The 17,723-nt window shown below is 58.3% G+C and carries 11 protein-coding genes; 4 read left to right on the top strand and 7 right to left on the bottom strand.

What is annotated here, in order from left to right; all coding sequences use genetic code 11:
* Positions 1-117 precede the first annotated feature (117 nt).
* From ACZ9IL_RS04980 to ACZ9IL_RS04965, 4 genes are all read left to right on the top strand, one after another.
* Positions 118-4,350 carry an ATP-binding protein gene (locus tag ACZ9IL_RS04980; RefSeq protein ID WP_476002515.1) on the top strand — a complete coding sequence of 1,411 codons (4,233 nt, stop codon included), beginning with the start codon at positions 118-120 and terminating at the stop codon, positions 4,348-4,350.
* A gap of 387 nt (positions 4,351-4,737) precedes the next feature.
* Complete coding sequence (locus tag ACZ9IL_RS04975; RefSeq protein WP_476002514.1) at positions 4,738-4,950, top strand: hypothetical protein; 213 nt, start codon at positions 4,738-4,740, stop codon at positions 4,948-4,950.
* A gap of 118 nt (positions 4,951-5,068) precedes the next feature.
* On the top strand, positions 5,069-5,770 hold the full coding sequence (locus ACZ9IL_RS04970; RefSeq protein WP_476002513.1) for a dihydrofolate reductase family protein: 702 nt from the start codon (positions 5,069-5,071) through the stop codon (positions 5,768-5,770).
* Between the two features lie 63 nt (positions 5,771-5,833).
* Positions 5,834-6,319: a VOC family protein gene (locus tag ACZ9IL_RS04965; RefSeq protein ID WP_476002512.1), complete on the top strand. Its 486-nt coding sequence runs from the start codon at positions 5,834-5,836 to the stop codon at positions 6,317-6,319.
* 85 nt (positions 6,320-6,404) lie between these two features.
* Here ACZ9IL_RS04965 and ACZ9IL_RS04960 read toward each other — a convergent pair whose 3' ends face one another.
* From ACZ9IL_RS04960 to gcvP, 7 genes are all read right to left on the bottom strand, one after another.
* Entirely contained in the window at positions 6,405-7,970 is a 1,566-nt protein-coding gene (locus ACZ9IL_RS04960) for a sensor domain-containing diguanylate cyclase (RefSeq protein WP_476002511.1), read from the bottom strand.
* A gap of 397 nt (positions 7,971-8,367) precedes the next feature.
* Entirely contained in the window at positions 8,368-10,083 is a 1,716-nt protein-coding gene (locus tag ACZ9IL_RS04955; protein ID WP_476002510.1) for a DUF3466 family protein, read from the bottom strand.
* Between the two features lie 696 nt (positions 10,084-10,779).
* The gene (gene hxsA / locus ACZ9IL_RS04950) at positions 10,780-11,358 is read right to left on the bottom strand and encodes a His-Xaa-Ser repeat protein HxsA (RefSeq protein WP_476002509.1); all 579 of its coding nucleotides are present in this window, start codon (positions 11,356-11,358) and stop codon (positions 10,780-10,782) included.
* Positions 11,355-12,329, bottom strand: coding sequence for a His-Xaa-Ser system radical SAM maturase HxsC (hxsC, locus tag ACZ9IL_RS04945; protein ID WP_476002508.1), 975 nt, complete (start codon positions 12,327-12,329; stop codon positions 11,355-11,357). Before hxsC ends, hxsA begins: the two co-directional genes overlap by 4 nt.
* 236 nt (positions 12,330-12,565) lie before the next feature.
* A complete protein-coding gene (gene hxsB / locus ACZ9IL_RS04940; RefSeq protein WP_476002507.1) occupies positions 12,566-14,011 on the bottom strand; it encodes a His-Xaa-Ser system radical SAM maturase HxsB in 1,446 nt (481 codons plus the stop codon).
* Positions 14,001-14,291 (bottom strand): His-Xaa-Ser system protein HxsD, encoded by a 291-nt coding sequence (gene hxsD / locus ACZ9IL_RS04935; RefSeq protein ID WP_476002506.1) that lies wholly within the window; start codon positions 14,289-14,291, stop codon positions 14,001-14,003. Before hxsD ends, hxsB begins: the two co-directional genes overlap by 11 nt.
* Before the next feature lie 499 nt (positions 14,292-14,790).
* Positions 14,791-17,667 carry an aminomethyl-transferring glycine dehydrogenase gene (gene gcvP / locus ACZ9IL_RS04930; protein WP_476002505.1) on the bottom strand — a complete coding sequence of 959 codons (2,877 nt, stop codon included), beginning with the start codon at positions 17,665-17,667 and terminating at the stop codon, positions 14,791-14,793.
* Positions 17,668-17,723 lie beyond the last annotated feature (56 nt).

The following is a 17,723-nucleotide window of genomic DNA, read 5'->3' as shown; positions in this document are numbered from 1 at the left end:
TATCCCAATCTTATCAATAGACAGTGTGAGGAGCAGCCCCTTACACTGTGACCGCCATCACGTTACCAGGGGGCCATCTTGCACGGGATTGTAAAACTACTGATTTTGCTGACATTTTTGACCGTTCGTTGTGTGTTGGCCGAGGTGCCTGCACCCTATGCCCTGCGCCTCGATCCCGGCCAGCAGGAGTGGCTGCGCGACAAGCAGACCCTGGTGATCGGCATGCCCGCCTACGACTGGCCTCCCTACAGCTACTACTCGGGCGAGGATCACTATGAGGGCCTGCTGCACGACTACCTGCAGACCGTCAGCCAGCGCCTCGGACTCATCCTCAGCTACCGCGCCTATCCCACTTTCAACGATGCCCAGCAGGCCCTGCGCAGTGGTGAAGTCGATGCCCTGGCCGGCGTGGCCCTGACCCCCCAGCGCCAGACCTGGATGCACTTCACCGCTCCGCTCATCGAGGTGCCCCGCGCCGTGCTGCTCGGCAAACCGGGGGCTCCCCCCAGCCCGGCCCAGGCCGCGCAGATGCAGTGGGTCTGCGAGTATGGCTACGACAGTTGCGATCTGCTCGAACACCTCGGCTTCAAGAAGATCAAGTACGTGGATGCCAACACCGAGGCGCTGTTTATGATCAAGTACGGGTTGGCGGACGCCTACCTCTCCGATCGCCCCTATCTGGAGAGCAGCCTCCCGAGCCAGAGCATCCAGTCCCATCATCTGGTCGATGTGCCCTGGATAGACCCCGCCCAGCTCGCCCTGACGACCACGGACAGCAATGTGCGCCTCGGGGAGTTGCTGAGCCTGGCGGTGGACAGCCTCACCCCCCAGGACAAGCACGATCTCATCCAGTTGGCCGAGACCTACAAGGTGCCGGAAGAGAAACGTCGGGAGTTCATCCCGCTCACCCCCGAAGAGTCGGCCTGGATCGCCGCTCACCCCGAGGTGACCTTCGCACCGGGTCCCTGGGTCGGCCTCGGTCAGATAGACAAGCACGGTCATTTCAGCGGTCTGGTAGCAGATCTGCTCACCCTGCTCGAGCGGCGCAGCGGATTGCGCTTCAAGTTGCAGCCAACCCGGGGTCAAAACTCCCTGGTGATGGTGGAAGAGGGCAAACTGGATCTGGCTCCCTCCGCGGTCAACCTGCCCGAGCGGCGCCAGCGCCTGCTCTTCACTCCCGATTATCTGACCCTCAAACGACTGCTCGTTTCCCGCCGCGAGCAAAAAGAACTGAGCTCACTCAAGGAGCTCAAAGGGGCCAAGGTGGCCGCAAGCAACGCCTCGGCCGATTTTGCGATCATCAACGCCTGGCAGGCCGAACCCGTTCCCTTCGCCTCCTTCGATGAGCAGCTGACTGCCCTCGCCACGGGCAAGGTGGACTACATCCTGACCAGCGAGGGCATCAACGAACAGCTCTTGCGCAAAGAACCAGGCCTGGAGCTGCACATCGCCTACCGGGGTCACGAGCTCGATGTCCCCATGGCGATGGCGGTGACCCAGGGCAACCCCGTGCTGGCCAGCATCCTCGGCAAGGCCCTGGGCTCTGTCAGCCCACAGGAGATCCAACTGCTGCAAGACAAGTGGTACACCCTGAAGATCGAGACCGGTATCAACCGCGACCAGTTGCTGCGAGTCGTGCTCGGGATGATCGGCGGCATCCTGCTGGTGGTGCTGCTGGGCTATCTGTGGAACCGCTCCCTGAGCCGCGAGGTGCGCCAGCGCCAGCGGGCAGAGGAGCAGCTCTCGCACCAGCTGCAACTGGTCGAGACCCTGCTCGACACCATGCCCAACATGGTGGTGCTCACCAACGAGCGGCAGGAGATCACCCTCACCAACCGGGCCTATCGACGCCTCTATCTCGGCGGCGAAGATTTGCACGGACACTATGACAAGCTGCTCGGGGAGCAACTCTCCGAGGAGGTCCGTCAACACATCATGCGCGAGGATGCCGAGGTGTGGGCCACCGGCCGCGAGCTGAACGCCAGGGAGCACTCAGACCCGGAACAGGAGATCATGTACCAGAAGCGGCTGTTCTGCGATCGGGATGGCAACAAGCTCGGCATCCTCACCGTGCTGACCGACATGACCGAGCTGCTGCACGCCCAGGCCCGCGCCCGGGAGGCCGAGGCCCGGCTGGCCAGACTGACCGACAACATTCCCGGTTTCGTGTTCCAGCTCCAGTATCTCGGCAAGGGTCAGGGCCACTTCCAATATGTCAGCGCCGGTTACCAGCAGATGAATCTGCGCAGCCGTGAAGAGCTGCTCGCCAGCCAGTGCCATGAGGTGTTTCCCCATCTGGACGAGCAACTGCGCGCCCCCCTCCTCACCGAGCTGGAGCGCCAGCTCGGTGAGGAGGGGCGGGTCGACCTCACCTTCCCCTCCCGCCCCGTGGGCGACGAGGTACGTACCCTGCAGGTGCGTGGCAACGTCACCCGCCAGCCCGATGGCAGCACGGTGCTCTATGGCATGGTGCAGGACATCACGGCGATGAATGCCCAGCAACGGGCACTCGAGGAGGCGCGCCAGAAAGCCGAGGCGGCGACCCAGGCCCGGGATCGCTTCCTGGCCACCATGAGTCACGAGCTGCGCACCCCCATCGCCGGCATGCACGGCATGCTGGAGCTGCTACGGCTGGGCCAGCTCAGCGAGGATCAGCACTACCTGGTGCGCAACGTGGTCAGCTCGGCCGACAACCTGCTCTATCTGGTCAACGACATCCTCGACTACTCCAAGATGGAGGCCGGTCAGTTGCACCTGGATCCACACCCGGTGCGCCTGGCCGAGGTGTTGTGCGCCGTGGTGCGCAGCAACGTGGCCGCGGCGCGCCAGAAGGGGTTGCAGGTCCGGCTGCAGTGGGATGCCGCCTTGCCGGACCGGGTCGAGATCGACGCGAAACGATTGGGGCAAATCTTCTCCAACCTGCTGCACAATGCCATCAAGTTCACCGAGCGGGGCAGCATCACCATCGCCCTGCTCTATCTGGATCAGCAATTATTGTGGCTGCGGGTAGAGGACACTGGCATCGGCATCTCTCCCGAGCAGCTGACCCGTCTCTTCAATCCCTTCGAGCAGGGGGAGACCAGCATCAGCCGCCGCTTCGGGGGGTCCGGGCTGGGGCTGGCCATCAGCCGCAACCTGGCCGAGCGGATGGGGGGCCAACTCGGGCTCGAGAGCGACCTCGGCCAGGGCACCCGGGCCATCTTGTCGCTGCCCCTGTCCGAGCCACGCTGGGAGGCGAAGCCGCTGGCGGGCAGCTGTTGGCAGGTGTCGGCGTCCCTGCACGAAGGTGCGGCCCTGCTGCGCAGCTTCGGGGCCGAGGTGCGCCACTGCGAGCAAGGCGGATCACTCAAACCTGGACTGCTGCTGCTCGACGAGGCCGATATGCACCGGCTCTGCCCACCGGAAAACCTGAGCAGGAGGGAGCTGTCGGATATTCCCGAGCTGCACGGCCATCGCATCATCTTCCTATCCGAGCAGGAGAACCTGCGCACCAGCCTGCATCAACGGCATTGTCTGCGTCTTGGCAGCCAGCCGCTCTACCCCGATCTGCTGCTGGAGAGCTGCCTCGAATTGATCAGCCCTCAACGGGGCGCTCCTGTGGTCGCAGCGACCATCAACCGCTTGAGCGGCCGGGTGCTGGTCGCCGAGGATCATCCCGTCAACCGGGCCCTGCTGCAGCGCCAGCTCGGCCTGCTGGGGCTGGAGTTCGAACTCTGTGAAAACGGACGCCTGGCGCTGGATGCCTGGCAGGAAGGGGGCTTCGATCTGCTGCTGACCGACTGCCACATGCCCGTGCTCGATGGCTACCGCCTGACCGCAACCCTGCGTGAGCAAGGGGTGACGGCTCCCATCATCGGCATCACGGCCGATGCCTCCGGGGAGGTGAGCCAGCAGAGCAGCCAGGCGGGCATGACCCGGATGCTCTACAAGCCCTACACCCTGGAGGATCTCGGGCGGGTACTGGGACCCTATCTGAGATCCACGCCCGAGCCTGCGGTACCGGCGAACAGCACCATGCGGGAGCGCTGGGTCACCCTGTTTGGCGATGAAACCGTGGCCAGAACCCTGGCAGCCGAATATGTGGCCAGCAACCGGAGCGATCTGGCGAACCTGCAAGGCTCGCTGTCAGTACTGGAGTGGAACCGCTTGTTCAATGCGGCCCACAGCATCAAGGGAGCGGCCCAGATGATAGGCGAGAGCGAACTGGCCGAGCTGGCTCAGGCCGTGGAGCACTGCTGCAAACTGCAGCAACCGGCGCCATTGGCCGAGCTGGTGCGCCAGTTGCAAGGCAGGATCCAGATAATCGGCGACGAGATAGAGGCATGGCTCGATGAACAGCGCCTTGTTTGACCTTCTCCTACGGGGGGGTAGACAAGCACACCTGATCCCGGGACCTGCCTCGCAGGTCTGGTGCAGAAGCAGAGCAACAAGACGCCGATCCGATGATCGGCGTTTTTATTGCCCGACCATCCGCGCTGGCCGCAAGAAAATGACCGGCGCTAGCGACCCAGTGCCACAGAGCCCCCACAGAACGACTCACCTCCCCGCGTCCGAACCATCGATTGCCGCAGATGCGGCCCGGAAGGAGCCAAACCTGCACTGAACCGAGTTTCCTCATCTCCCCGACATCTTGCCAAACCGATGGCCGACTTCACTCTGCCGCTACACTCAAACCTTGGGTGGCGCCATTGAGCACGAGGCGCCGATGATCAAACTGCGGGCCTGACGGGAGACCCCATGTCGACAGCCAGATACCTGTTACCCCTCATCGCCGTGCTGCTCGGCGGCTGCGGCCCCGCACTGGTCGGCACCGCAGCCACCACGGGCCAGCTCCAGGCAGAGCAGGCCCAACAAGCCAAGGCGCAGCTGGATCAATTCAAGCAGGAGATCAGCGCCGCCCAGCAAATCACCGAGGCTGCGGCCTCTGCTGCGGCAGCCTCGGCCCAATAGCCGGGTGGCATTTCGTCGCCAAGTGACACACCGCCATGGCTACCTGATCCGGTCCCATGATGTGGGAGCTGCATCCACCTCGGCGCGGCCGGATCCGCTTAACGACAGGAGTGTTTCCATGAGAAGACTCATCGTCTCGGCCTTCGTCTCCCTCGACGGCATCATCCAGGCCCCCGGCGGGTCAGAGGAAGATCCCACCGATGGCTTCGCCCTCGGTGGCTGGATGGCAGGCTACGCGGATCCCGGCATGGACATCTCGTCCGCGGGGTTTGACGGCAAGGATCGCGAACTGGTGCTCGGGCGCAGAACCTATCAGATCTTCGAGGCCTACTGGCCCTATCAACCGGCCGATCACCCGATCGCCAGAACCCTCAATGGGGCAAAGAAACATGTGGCCTCGCGCACCCTGACAAGGCTCCACTGGCACAACGCGAGCCTGCTGCAGGGGAATGTCGTGGCGGCCGTTACCGCGCTCAAGGCTCAAGATGGCCCCGATCTGCAGATAATCGGCAGCAGCCAGCTGATCCAGGCACTCCAGGCCGCAGCCCCCGGCTCGTCAGCGGGCGTGCCATTCGTATCACTCATAGACGAATACAACCTCTGGACCTTCCCTCTGGTGCTCGGGCGAGGCAAGCGCCTCTTCGGCGAACACGCCGCCCCCTCGGCGCTGCGGCTGGTGCGCCACAAGGTGTCGGCCACAGGCGTGGTGATGAGCACCTATGTACCTGACGGCCATATCCAGCCCGGATCCTTCCCGGGCAGCGACCCGAGCGAGCGGGAGCTGGCAAGGCGCCAGCAGATGGCCGATGGGCAGTGGTGATTCATTGACAAGAGTGCGCCCCCTTGAGGGCAGCGCACACCGAACCATCAACGGAGCAATGAGATGATACAACCAGCGAAGAACAGGATTTGCCTCTGGTACGACGGCGATGCCGAAGCGGCGGCGCAATTTTACGCCAGCACCTTCCCCGACTCCTGCGTCGGTGCGCGATTCAACGCCCCGACGGACTACCCGTCGGGCAAGCGCGGGGATCTGCTGACCATCGAATTCACCCTGATGGGCATACCCTGTCTCGGGCTCAATGGCGGGCCCATGTTCAAACACAGCGAGGCGTTCTCGTTTCAGATCGCCACCGACACTCAGGCCGAAACAGACCGCTACTGGCACGCGATCATCGATAACGGCGGCCAGGCGAGCGAGTGCGGCTGGTGCAGGGATAAATGGGGGCTGTCCTGGCAGATCACGCCAACCGTTCTGACTCAGGCCATTGCCGACCCCGATCCCGCCGTCGCCCGGCGCGCATTCGAGGCCATGATGCAGATGAGCAAGATAGACATCGCCACCATCGAGGCGGCGCGGCGAGGTTGAGGCCGCTATCGGCATAAAAAAGGCCTTGCTGATGCAAGGCCTGCTGGTTTTCCACTCGATTGACCTGATCGTATCGTCTTCTCGTTCAGAGGGCCCGATAGAGGCGGTTTCTGCCACCCTCTTTGGCACGATACAGCGCCTGATCGACCACCTCCAATAATGACTCAACGCTCCGCCCTTCCGCGGCGCCGATGCCAGCACTGAAGGTCACGATGAGACCCTCTTCCCGCCACTCCAATTCACTGACTCCGAGCCGCCATCGTTCTATCTGCCATTCAGCATCCTCCAGCGTGCCCTGCTCGAAGATGACCGCCAGCTCTTCACCGCCATAACGGCACAGGGTGGCAGAGGAATCCAGCAGCTCCTGACCCAGGGCGGAGACCCGGCGCAGCACCTTGTCTCCGATCGCGTGACCATGGGTGTCATTGATGGACTTGAACTTGTCCAGATCGATCAGCGCAAATACAAAGGGGGCCTCCTCTGCTTGCAACCTAGCCAGGGCCTCGTCCAGATAACGCCGGTTATGAAGGCCGGTCAGGCTGTCCTGACGTGAGCGGTTATAAGTCTGCAACATCTGATCCGACACCAGATTAAGCTCGGTCCGTAACTCGGCTATTTCGGGAAGATTCGGTAGAACCAGACTCTTCAGATCCTTCTCCGAGCTGAAACGCAGCAGGCGGATCATCTGGGTCAGGGTGCTGATCACCCCCTCCAGCCGCGAGCGGAAGAAGACCGCAGTGACGATGAAGAGACCGCTCGAGAGGACCAGCAGCAGCAGGGCTATGATGCTGATTTGCTGGGCGATGTTATCCCGCTTGCTCTGTACCGTGATGGCCAGCCACTGCGGCCGGCGCTCCATCGTCTCATAGGCGACAAACTCCCCGTCATCCGCCGAGTAGAAGGAGCCGGACTGGGCGATGAGTTCCGACTGCCAGCTCCCTTTGACCGGCATGCCGACACGGGTGATATCGGAGTGCATCAGAACCTGACCCGTCGTACGATCGATCAACATGTGGCGCACGGCATTGTTCCCCAAGACCATCTCCCTCAACCACTGGGACCAGATCGTCAGGTCAATATCGACACCGATGAGGCGTTCATCAACGCCACGGGAAGACGGTAGCCGACGGATGATGGTCAGCGTCGGGTTTCTGCTAAAGCGATCCTGATAAACCGGGGTTGAGAAAAAGGAGGCGGGTGAATCCATCGCCTGACGAAACAGCTTGCGCCCTGTGGCCGAACGCTCCCGATAGGTTGGATCACGGGCCTGCGCGCTGTCCCGCTCCGCATCGCTGGAAAATGACTGTCCATTCTTGTCAGTAAAAAACAGCAGGCTCAACATGCCGGTAAGACGCACTTTTTCCGACCAGATCTTGCGCACCTGCGCCTTGTGATCCTCAGACGAATCGACGGGCGCCATGCGATCGAGCGACTCCTCGAGGGAGAGCAACTGCTCTATCTGATCCAGCGCCTCACGCTCGGCGACGGCCAGGGTGTGGTTCAGGGAGCTCACATTCTGCTCCATGGCCGAGCGATGGGAGAGCACGGAAAAAGCGAACATGCTGCCCACCGCCAATAACATCGGCAGAGCCAACAGCACGAGATACTTGGTAATGAAGCGATACGCTTTCGTCGGTTTGTTCTCGTGCATTGCAGCATCGCCTCGGTCGTTCAATACAGCCCCCTTGCCCCACCGTCACCCAGGCCCAGCGCTCGGTCACAGCATCCGGTACCCGAACACGCCCAATCTCTGGATGGCTGTCCGTCATTGCTAGTGACCGAGGGCACTGCCTCCATTTAAGGAATGCATCATCGGCAATCTGAATCAAAAAGGCCTTGCACTGTGCAAGGCCTCCGCATTTCCAACGTAATGTCGGTTTTCATCAAGATTATCGCGATTCCCCACTTAATTGACCCTGAACACGATCAGCCATAACCGTTTAATTGCGCAGTCAAGCCCCTTTGACTGGTGGCATTCACGCCGCTTTGTGCTTTCCCACATCATTGGGGTGGATAGTCCAGCCGCCTGCGCGGCTGTATCTTTTCCCTCATCGCACTTCTTGCGGCTTCGCGTCCTGGTAACGGCGCCACCAGACGAAGGGCAGCGCCAACAGCATCAGCCAGAACGCACTACCACCACCGTCCTCGCTGACCTCATAGTTTTCGGGCGTGTTGCCCTCGTAATCTTTCTCGACCGGGACCAGTCTGACGCTGACCACTGTCTCGTTGATGCGTTCGTTGAGATCACTCTCGCTGTTGTAGCGGTGGGCCGTGGCGGCCACGGTGCCATCGCGGCTGATGCCGACGGCATTGGCGATCTGGTAATAGAAGCCGTTCTGCTGGCATAGCCTCTCGCCATCGTCGTCCAACCCGCAGATCAGATCGTTGATGTACCAGTTGTTGCCGGTCGAGGCGTCGAGCAAGAAAGCCTCCTGCAGGCGATTAGCGCTGCCATCGACCACCTCGTCATCCTGGCCGCGGGCATCCCGCCAGCCCACCACCATGTCGTGATCGTTGATCGCCGCTGCCTCAGAGCCGGCACCTTCGATGGGATCGTCTTGCAGGGGGACCACCGCGGCCACTTCGGGGGTAGCCAGATTGAAGACAAACATCTCCACCGGGCGGTTTCCCCCCTTCTCGGTCTCCCACTTCTGGTTACCGACCACATAGCCATTCTCATTGATGCCGACCGCCCAGGAATGGCGCAGAGCGCCGCCCGGCTTCCCTTCGGGCAGTGGAATGACGGCAGTCTCGTGCACCTTGCCATCGCCTTCCAGATCCAGTTGCCAGTAACTAGCCAGGTTGCGTCCCCGCAGGGCCACCTGTTCCTCATTTCCTGTAACGACTGTGCTGTAACCCACGCCAAACCAGTCTCTGCCATCGAATACCTCGGCGACGTCCAGGGCGGAAGCGGTCTGCAGCGCCTCGCTCTGGTTGTCACCGGAGGCATACTGCTCGGGCAGCAGCAACTCCTTGAGGCTGCCGTCATTTCTCAGCCACCAGAAGCTGGCCTGGGTATCGACACCCGGGCAATAGCGGTATTCACTGAGCTCCCTGAATGCGTGCTCGTCCTCCTCCTTGTCATCGAGTCCGGCGAAGCAAAATTCATAGAGATCATCGTCCACGCTGTGCGCTTTGTTCCGGCCCGAGGCCGAGGTACCAAAGACCAGGTACTCATCCTCGTCCAGCCGTGTGATGCCGGTCGCCACGCTGAGGCTGTGGGGCTCATGGTTCTCATCGCTGGCCTCATCGAAGAGGAAAATGGGGGCGCCGTCAGCGATGACGGCAAAGGCGGTGCGCAGTTTCATGCCCGTCACCTTGCCCGAGGTCTTTGCTTGGATCTGGTAGCCCACCCGCGTGGACGAGGTATCGCCCAGTGCGGTGATCAGGCCATCGGACTCACTGCCGCGCTCTCCCCCCACATTGCTGCGCTGATCGATGTCATCCAGGAAGTCCGTGCGCCACTGGTGTGCAAAACCGGGCTCATCCTCCCCCCAGGAGTCATCACAGGCGTTGTCGGACAGCATGCACCTGTCGTCAAACTGGAACCGGTCGACGAGGAAGTCGGCAAAACGCACCGTGGAAAAGTAGCCCGCCTGGTTGTTTTTGCTGCTGATCCCGATGAGATGGTTGCCATCATCGCTGATCCCGGTGGCATAACCCTGGGTCTCATCATCGACGATGGTGAAGAAAGGAGACTGTGATGCCTGCACAAGGGGGCAGATGGCGACCAGAATGACGAGCATGGATAATGGCTTTTTCATCGACTTCCTAACGTCCTGTTTCTTCAATGCGTTCCCAATTCTCCTTGCTGGGCACGGCATCTGTCAGTCTCTCCGGCCGCTCTGACCGGCGTTGCTTGGGTGCACTACGGGGTGGATTGCCCCCCATGCACTACCACCAAGTGGGCATAATTACTCATCTATCAATATCCGTCAAATAACCAGCAGACAAAGGCGCTTTATGCATCAACCGGGGTCGGTGTGTGAGCCCATCGGCAGCCATCACACGAGCACCATGAGTGTGATTCATCCCTTAGAGTATCGTCCGATGGCAAACAAAAAAGGCCTTGCTGATGCAAGGCCTTCACGTTTTAGACTCGATTGTCCGAGGGCAAGTCGCCTGATCACGGTAAATTAAGTTGGAAACTCGTGAGTCAAATATTTCAATATCTTAACGATATCCTATGTGACAATTAAGTTGGAAACTCCATAGCAGTTCTCCACCTGTTTCACGAACAAATAGGGCATTGAAGTTGGAGACCAAGCTCTGCTTGTCGTGATAGAGAGTATGTTATTTAATTACAAAACGACTAATCACCTCTTATGTACAGTGGCAGGCAGACGTCGAACATTGCTCATTATTGTGTCGGCAGTCAGCAGGAATGCACTGGCCGGGGGCTTTGATCAGATGCGATTGAAGAGGATCCAGCCATGGGTGGGAACAACTCTCCTGATGACTTACTGAATCTGAATACCCAAACTTCTGAGCAATTCAGTTGTCATTGTCCCTGTGGCACTTAACCCATAGTCACGCTGATAGCGTTTTATCTGGGCACGGGTTTTGGGGCCAAGCTTGCCGTCAATGATGCCCACATCATAGCCTTTGGTGAACAGGGATATTTGTACTCGCATAATCAGATCCATCATTGCACTGTCATTTGCAGTAGGGCGTTTTACCGTAGAGGAAGAGCCGGTTGCAGGGTACAGACTGTCGGTACTGCGAGTGGCGCTATTGGCGCTGCTGCCCGTTGAGATGGACGGTGTAGCCACGGGCGCTGAATAGGTCGAGGTACCGTAGCCCGAGTAGTGGGAACGATGGCTTGAATGTGAGCGATGCGAACTGTGCGAGCGATGTGCTGCATAGAGGTTATTTACGTTCAGATTCAGCGACGACTCCATGTTTGGCAGGTTGTCCAAGTTCAACTGGTTCAACGCTTCGTCGGAAAAATGCGCTTGGCTGGCCGTGGCACCATGCCCGCCCAACACACCCAGACCCAATACCCCCCATCGTTGCAACGTAGACATGAGTTTTTTCATAGCTGCTCTTTTACCCCAATATAAGATTCATCATTAATGCTACTTAATGATTTAATTAAAACACCGGATTTATGATAAAGGTTCGACTCAAAAAAGCCACAACAGATCGCTTTCGAGGCACAGTCGTCACAGCCTTGAGGAAATCCATTTTTCCAGTCTGAAATACTTTGCACAGAAAAATCTCGCAAGCTCAGTGGAAGATGACATTGTGGAATATTGTAAAGGCAGGGCTGAACACCATTCATTTTCAGAGTATTCGTGGCTGAGAGCAAAGCGGGTAAATACTCAGCCATTGGGGAGTACACCATGGCGTAATTCCGCTTGGCAAAACCGGTTAATTCGACACCCATGAGCGCCACAAATGAGACAAACGATAAATTTCTGGCGATAAACTCGCACAACGCCTCGATATTGTTCAGCACATCTTTGGTTAAGACGATACGCAGCTCAATATGTTGCCCAATGGTTTTTAGGTGATAGAGGCCATTGATGGTCTGGTTGAATGCGCCGTGAGACTGCACATGGTAATCGTGTTCGAAGGCAGTCGCCCCATACAGCGGGACACCCCACAGTACACACTGGTGACCGATCTGCTGAATTTCTTTGATGAAATCCCTGTTACTCAGTTTTTTGCCATTGGTCAGAATGTGGAGCTGGGTTTGAGGCAGTTTCTCACGACAGTGGGCCAAGACTTTTAAAAAGCCGGTTCCAAGGGTTGTCGGCTCACCGCCACTGATCCCCAATGTTCGTGGCTCATCATCAAGCAAATTAATGATACCCAGTGCGTCATTCACCCGCCAAGAGTCATCAACATTTTTCGGCGGCTGCGAGCACATGATGCAGAAGTTATCGCACCGTTCGGTCAGAAACAGCGAGTTGGAGTCACTGCGCTGCTTGTATGCGATATACACAGCATCCATTAAGGTCACAATAATGTCGCCATCCTCAAGGCGCTCGGCTAGCTCGGTCACCTGGATGATTTGACCTTTAAAAAGCGGGGTTGCTTGGCCATAAATGACAACCGCCCCCCAATTGATGGCGAGCAGGGCTTCTCCTTGGTCTTGTCAGTCTAAGTAGATCAGACAGAGATCTTCCGGTGATCGCCCAGTAGCAATGTAGCTCTCAATCGTCGCCACCCGCAGCGGGCGGCGAGTGGTAGAGGGATGGTGAATGTCAGCTTTTAATTTCAGTTTGAAGCTCATCGCACTTACCCTTTTGTGATCCATGAAGTGAATACGTCCTTGTTGTCTTCAAGGAGGGTGAACAGGTGGCGATACAACGGCTTTTGCTTATTGCAAAAGTCATTCTTGGCCCTGTGTCCGCACATATCCCCAGTACGGGAATAGTTTTGGATGGGGTTGGCACCACAGTAAGGTAAATAGGCACAATAGGCACAGCCCGGAAGGGATTCGGCCACCCCATTCAGCAAGATCTCAGCCATTACATCAGACGAAATTAGCTCCACGTAAGGTGTATCTACCGGGCCCAAACAGAACTTGTTGTCGCCCATGTCATAGAGCATTCGGGCTTCATCGGAGGGATAAACGTAACCATTGTAGTGGTAGACCAGCACCCCTGTACCATCCCCACAGGGCGAGCGCAGATCTACATAGCCCACCGCACGTCCTGTCAGCATATTGTTCAGTGCCAAGGACGCCGTGACCTCATCGAGGTAGTAGCCTGCTTTGTTGATGTCAATGACGTATTGCAGGCTCTTTTGATAAAACTCAAAATATTCGGTAGAGGTATAGCTAACCTTACTTTCCTTTTTTACGGCAAAGCCATACATGTTGAGCGGGCGCAAGAAGATGGAATGAAACCCATGCTTTACATACTCGTCAACGATCTCTTGGTGATAGGGCAGACTCTCTTTGGTGATAGTGGTCATGGCAGCGATGGAGTCATCGCCAATGATATCTCTCACCTTCCGAATACCCGCGAGGGTACTTTGATAGCTGTTACCGCAAGTGGATGGCCGGTTTTTGTTGTGCAACCACTCTGGGCCATCCAGCGAAGTGGAGACCTGAATGCCGTTGAGCTTGATGAAATCCAGCATCTCATCGGTGATGCATTGAAGGCTGGTGGCAATGACAAACACCAGGCTCTTGCCATGAGCACGATTTTTATCGTGAGTGTAATCAACGATAAATTTAATTAAATCGAAGGCTAGCAAGGGCTCACCACCCTGAAACTCAATGGTGATGTGCTGGTTGGGTGATTCGAACACCCGATCTACCGAATGTCTGGCCGTCTCTTGTGACATATCGTGCTGTGATGAGACCACCGATTTCCGGCTCGCCTGACAATACTCACAGGAATTTCCACATCGCAACGTCACCACGAATATATGTAGTCCTGGCCCACCGTTCAGGAAGGATTTCCGCTGCCTGTATTTGGCGGATAAGCATCGCAGTGCGTAGCTATCCTCTGAGCCCGCTAAGAAGCTCTTTCGTTTTAACTCTTGATACAACTCAGTATCAGTTGGCAGTTTACCCACTACCAAGTCTTGCAACTCGCAATGTTTAACAAATGAATATTCGCCCACCAAATTGACTATTAGTACGTCTTTTGAATTCAGTCGTTCAAAATTGAAGGGCAACAGCGAGTAATCTTTGTCGGCGAAATCCATTTTACTTTTAAATTTAGCACTCATCAGATGGCTCGCTCCACGCTTCGCGCAGCGCAGCATAAACTAGGGCGTCTTTCACCACCTTTGTTTTTTCCTCAATCACCACCCGTAATTCATAGTCAATCAACGCATTTTTAAATTCAGCCTCAAAGCTGCTGACTATCGGAGTGACGCCCAATGCCGTTACAGTAATGGAATACATATCATTCTTCATTTGGATATCGAAGTAAAAACAATCTTCGAATTTGTAACAAGTTCGCAATATGGCATCCTTGCTGAAAAAACGGTCGATAAGTATGATCATGATAACACTCAGGCAATAAATTTGAGGGAAACAAAGAACGTAGTCATTACACCACAGATGAGGTATTTTAGTGAATTTACAAGTTAGGATTATTTGGATTATTTGAACAATGTTTGTGATAGCTCAATATTTAGGTGCAACTCCATCTGCTGAATATCACATCTCAGGTGTTGTTACCGTTGTGTGTTGGTAAGTCATGTTACGCTCTATGCACCCATTGATAGGTGTCTCTCGGAGACCAAGCTATCCTTGGAAACCATGCCAGTGGTTCGCCAGATAGACGAATTTGAGCAATGATGCCAATTTCTTATTAAATATACGGCGCCCTTGAAATATAAATGCCACCGATCTATTAACAACACTCCGACATATTCTTCACTTGTAATTTAATTACATTTTATCAGGGCAAAATAAAAAAGCCCTGCTGTTACAGGGCCTTTTAGTTTCCAACTTCAATGTCACGGTTTCCAACTTAAATGGCCGTGATCAGTCGCCGCTATCAGTCAGCGTAATCCTCGGTCGGGATGCAGGAGCAGAACAGGTTGCGATCGCCGTAGACGTCGTCGATGCGATTGACCGACGGCCACAGTTTGCTGGCGCGCACCGCGTCGGACGGGAACACCGCCTCGGCGCGGGTATAGCCGCGAGCCCACTGCTCGTCCATGACATCATCCTGGGTGTGAGGCGCGTGCACCAGCGGGTTGTCGGTCAGGCTCCAGTGGCCGTCCTGCACCTTGCCAATCTCGGCGCGGATGCGCGTCATGGCCTCGACGAAGCGATCCAGCTCGCGCTTGGATTCGGATTCGGTCGGCTCGACCATCAGGGTGCCCGCCACCGGGAAGCTCATGGTCGGCGCGTGGAAGCCGTAGTCCATCAACCGCTTGGCCACGTCCATCTCGCTGATGCCGGAGGCTTCCTTGAGCGGACGAATGTCCAGGATGCACTCGTGGGCGACGCGGTTGTTGCGACCGGTGTAGAGCACGGGGAAGGATTCCCCCAGCTTCTTGGCCAGATAGTTGGCGTTGAGGATGGCCACCTGAGTGGACTTCTTCAGCCCCTCGTCACCCAGCATGGCGATGTACATCCAGCTGATGGGCAGGATGCTGGCCGAACCGAACGGGGCCGCCGACACGGCGCCGTTGTTGCGGCTCTCCTTGTCGGTCTTGACCACGGCGTGACCGGCCACGAAGGGGGCCAGATGCTGCTTGACGCCGATGGGGCCCATGCCCGGACCGCCACCGCCATGGGGAATGGCGAAGGTCTTGTGCAGGTTGAGGTGAGAGACGTCCGCGCCGATGAAGCCCGGTGCCGTCAGCCCAACCTGGGCGTTCATGTTGGCGCCATCCAGATACACCTGACCACCGTGCTGGTGCACGATGTCGCACACCTCCTTGATGGTCTCCTCGTACACCCCGTGGGTGGAGGGGTAGGTCACCATCAGGCAGGAGAGTTGATCCCCTACCTCGGCGGCCTTGGCGCGCAGGTCGTCCAGATCCACGTTGCCGAACTTGTCGCAGGCGGTGACGATGACCTTGAGGCCGGCCATCTGGGCGGAAGCCGGATTGGTGCCATGGGCAGAGGCCGGGATCAGACAGACATCGCGATGCCCCTCACCACGGGACTCGTGATACTTCTTGATGGCCAACAGGCCCGCGTACTCGCCCTGGGCACCGGAGTTCGGCTGCATGCAGACGGCGTCGTAGCCGGTCACCTTCACCAGCCAGTCTTCGAGGTCGGCCAGCAGCAGCTGATAGCCCTTGGTCTGGGCCAGCGGGGCGAAGGGGTGCAGCTTGCCGAACTCGGGCCAGGTCACCGGGATCATCTCGGCGGTGGCGTTGAGCTTCATGGTGCAGGAGCCCAAGGAAATCATGGCGTAGTTGAGCGCCAGATCTTTGGCCTCGAGACGGTGGATGTAGCGCAACATCTCGGTCTCGGAGTGGTACTTGTTGAACACCTCGTGGGTCAGCACCGCATCGCTGCGCAGCAGATCCTGCGGGATACCGTGGTGAGACTGCGCCTTGGCATCCAGGGCGGCGACATCCAGCCCGTGACCCAGGCCCAGGAAGAGTGCGAACAGCTCGGCGACATCCTCACGGGTGGTGGTCTCGGACAGAGACACGCCCACGGCACCGTCCAGATCAGTACGCAGGTTGATGCCCTGCACCTCGGCGCGAGCGATCAGCGCCGCCTTGTCGGCGGTCAGCACGGTGAGGGTATCGAACCAGCTGTCGTGCTTGAGGATCAGCCCCTTGGCCTTGAGGCCGAGTGCCAGGATGCTGGTCAGGCGATGGACGCGGGAGGCGATGGTCTTGAGCCCCACCGGGCCGTGGTAGACGGCGTAGAAGCTCGCCATGTTGGCCAAGAGCACCTGGGCGGTACAGATGTTGGAGTTCGCCTTCTCGCGGCGGATGTGTTGCTCGCGGGTCTGCATCGCCATGCGCAGGGCGGCCTTGCCACGGGCGTCCTTGGAGACGCCGATGATGCGGCCTGGCATGGAGCGCTTGTAGGCGTCGCGGGTGGCGAAGAAGGCGGCATGGGGGCCACCGTAACCCATGGGCACGCCGAAGCGCTGGGCGGAGCCGAACACCACGTCGGCACCCAGCTCACCCGGGGATTTGAGCAGCAACAGGGAGAGCATGTCGGTGCCGACGCAGGCCAGCCCTTTCTGGGCCTGGACCGCGGCGATCAAGGCCCGCAGATCGGTCACGTTGCCGGTGGTGCCGGGGTACTGGAACATGGCCCCGAACACTTCCTCGCTCACCGCCTCGCTGGCGGGACCGACGGCGACCTCGAAACCGAAGTGCACCGCCCGCTCCTTGACCACGTCGATCACCTGAGGGTGCACGTCGTCGGCCACGAAGAAGAGGTTGGACTTGGATTTCGCCATGCGCTTGGCAAGCGCCATGGCCTCGGCGGCGGCGGTGGCCTCATCCAGCAGGGAGGCGCTGGCCAAGTCCATGCCGGTCAAATCCAGGGTCAGCTGCTGGAAGTTCAGCAGCGCCTCGAGACGGCCCTGGGCCAGCTCGGGTTGATAAGGGGTGTAGGCGGTGTACCAGCCCGGGTTTTCCAGCACGTTGCGCAAGATGACGTGGGGCACGTGGGTGTCGTGATAGCCCATGCCGATGTAGCTCTTGGCGATCCGGTTCTGGGCGGCATAGCCTCTGAGTTTGGCCAGGGCCTCCACTTCGGTCATGGGGGCACCGATGCCGAGGGGGCCGGGGCGGCGGATGGCGGCAGGCACGGTCTGATCGATGAGATCGTCAAGGCTCTCGGCGCCGACTTCCGCCAGCAGGGCACGCAACTCTTCCTCACCCGGGCCAATGTGGCGGCGGATGAAATCGGTTTTTTGTTCAAGTTCAAACAGTGACTGGGTCATTTCCCTATTCCTGCTAATTAAGTCCTGATAGATATTTCTGAGCCGGCATGGGCCGA

Source organism: Aeromonas sp. TECH754, from assembly GCF_056279295.1.
The sequence above is the reverse complement of the archived record's forward strand: the minus strand, read 5'-3'. Positions and strand labels throughout refer to the sequence as shown.

Bases quoted from the DNA above. Each gene is read 5' to 3' on its own strand.
- ACZ9IL_RS04975 (WP_476002514.1), top strand. From the start codon at position 4,738: ATGTCGACAGCCAGATACCTGTTACCCCTCATCGCCGTGCTGCTCGGC.
- hxsA (WP_476002509.1), bottom strand. From the start codon at position 11,358: ATGAAAAAACTCATGTCTACGTTGCAACGATGGGGGGTATTGGGTCTG.
- hxsD (WP_476002506.1), bottom strand. From the start codon at position 14,291: ATGATCATACTTATCGACCGTTTTTTCAGCAAGGATGCCATATTGCGA.
- hxsB (WP_476002507.1), bottom strand. From the start codon at position 14,011: ATGAGTGCTAAATTTAAAAGTAAAATGGATTTCGCCGACAAAGATTAC.
- ACZ9IL_RS04970 (WP_476002513.1), top strand. From the start codon at position 5,069: ATGAGAAGACTCATCGTCTCGGCCTTCGTCTCCCTCGACGGCATCATC.
- gcvP (WP_476002505.1), bottom strand. From the start codon at position 17,667: ATGACCCAGTCACTGTTTGAACTTGAACAAAAAACCGATTTCATCCGC.
- ACZ9IL_RS04955 (WP_476002510.1), bottom strand. From the start codon at position 10,083: ATGAAAAAGCCATTATCCATGCTCGTCATTCTGGTCGCCATCTGCCCC.
- ACZ9IL_RS04965 (WP_476002512.1), top strand. From the start codon at position 5,834: ATGATACAACCAGCGAAGAACAGGATTTGCCTCTGGTACGACGGCGAT.
- ACZ9IL_RS04960 (WP_476002511.1), bottom strand. From the start codon at position 7,970: ATGCACGAGAACAAACCGACGAAAGCGTATCGCTTCATTACCAAGTAT.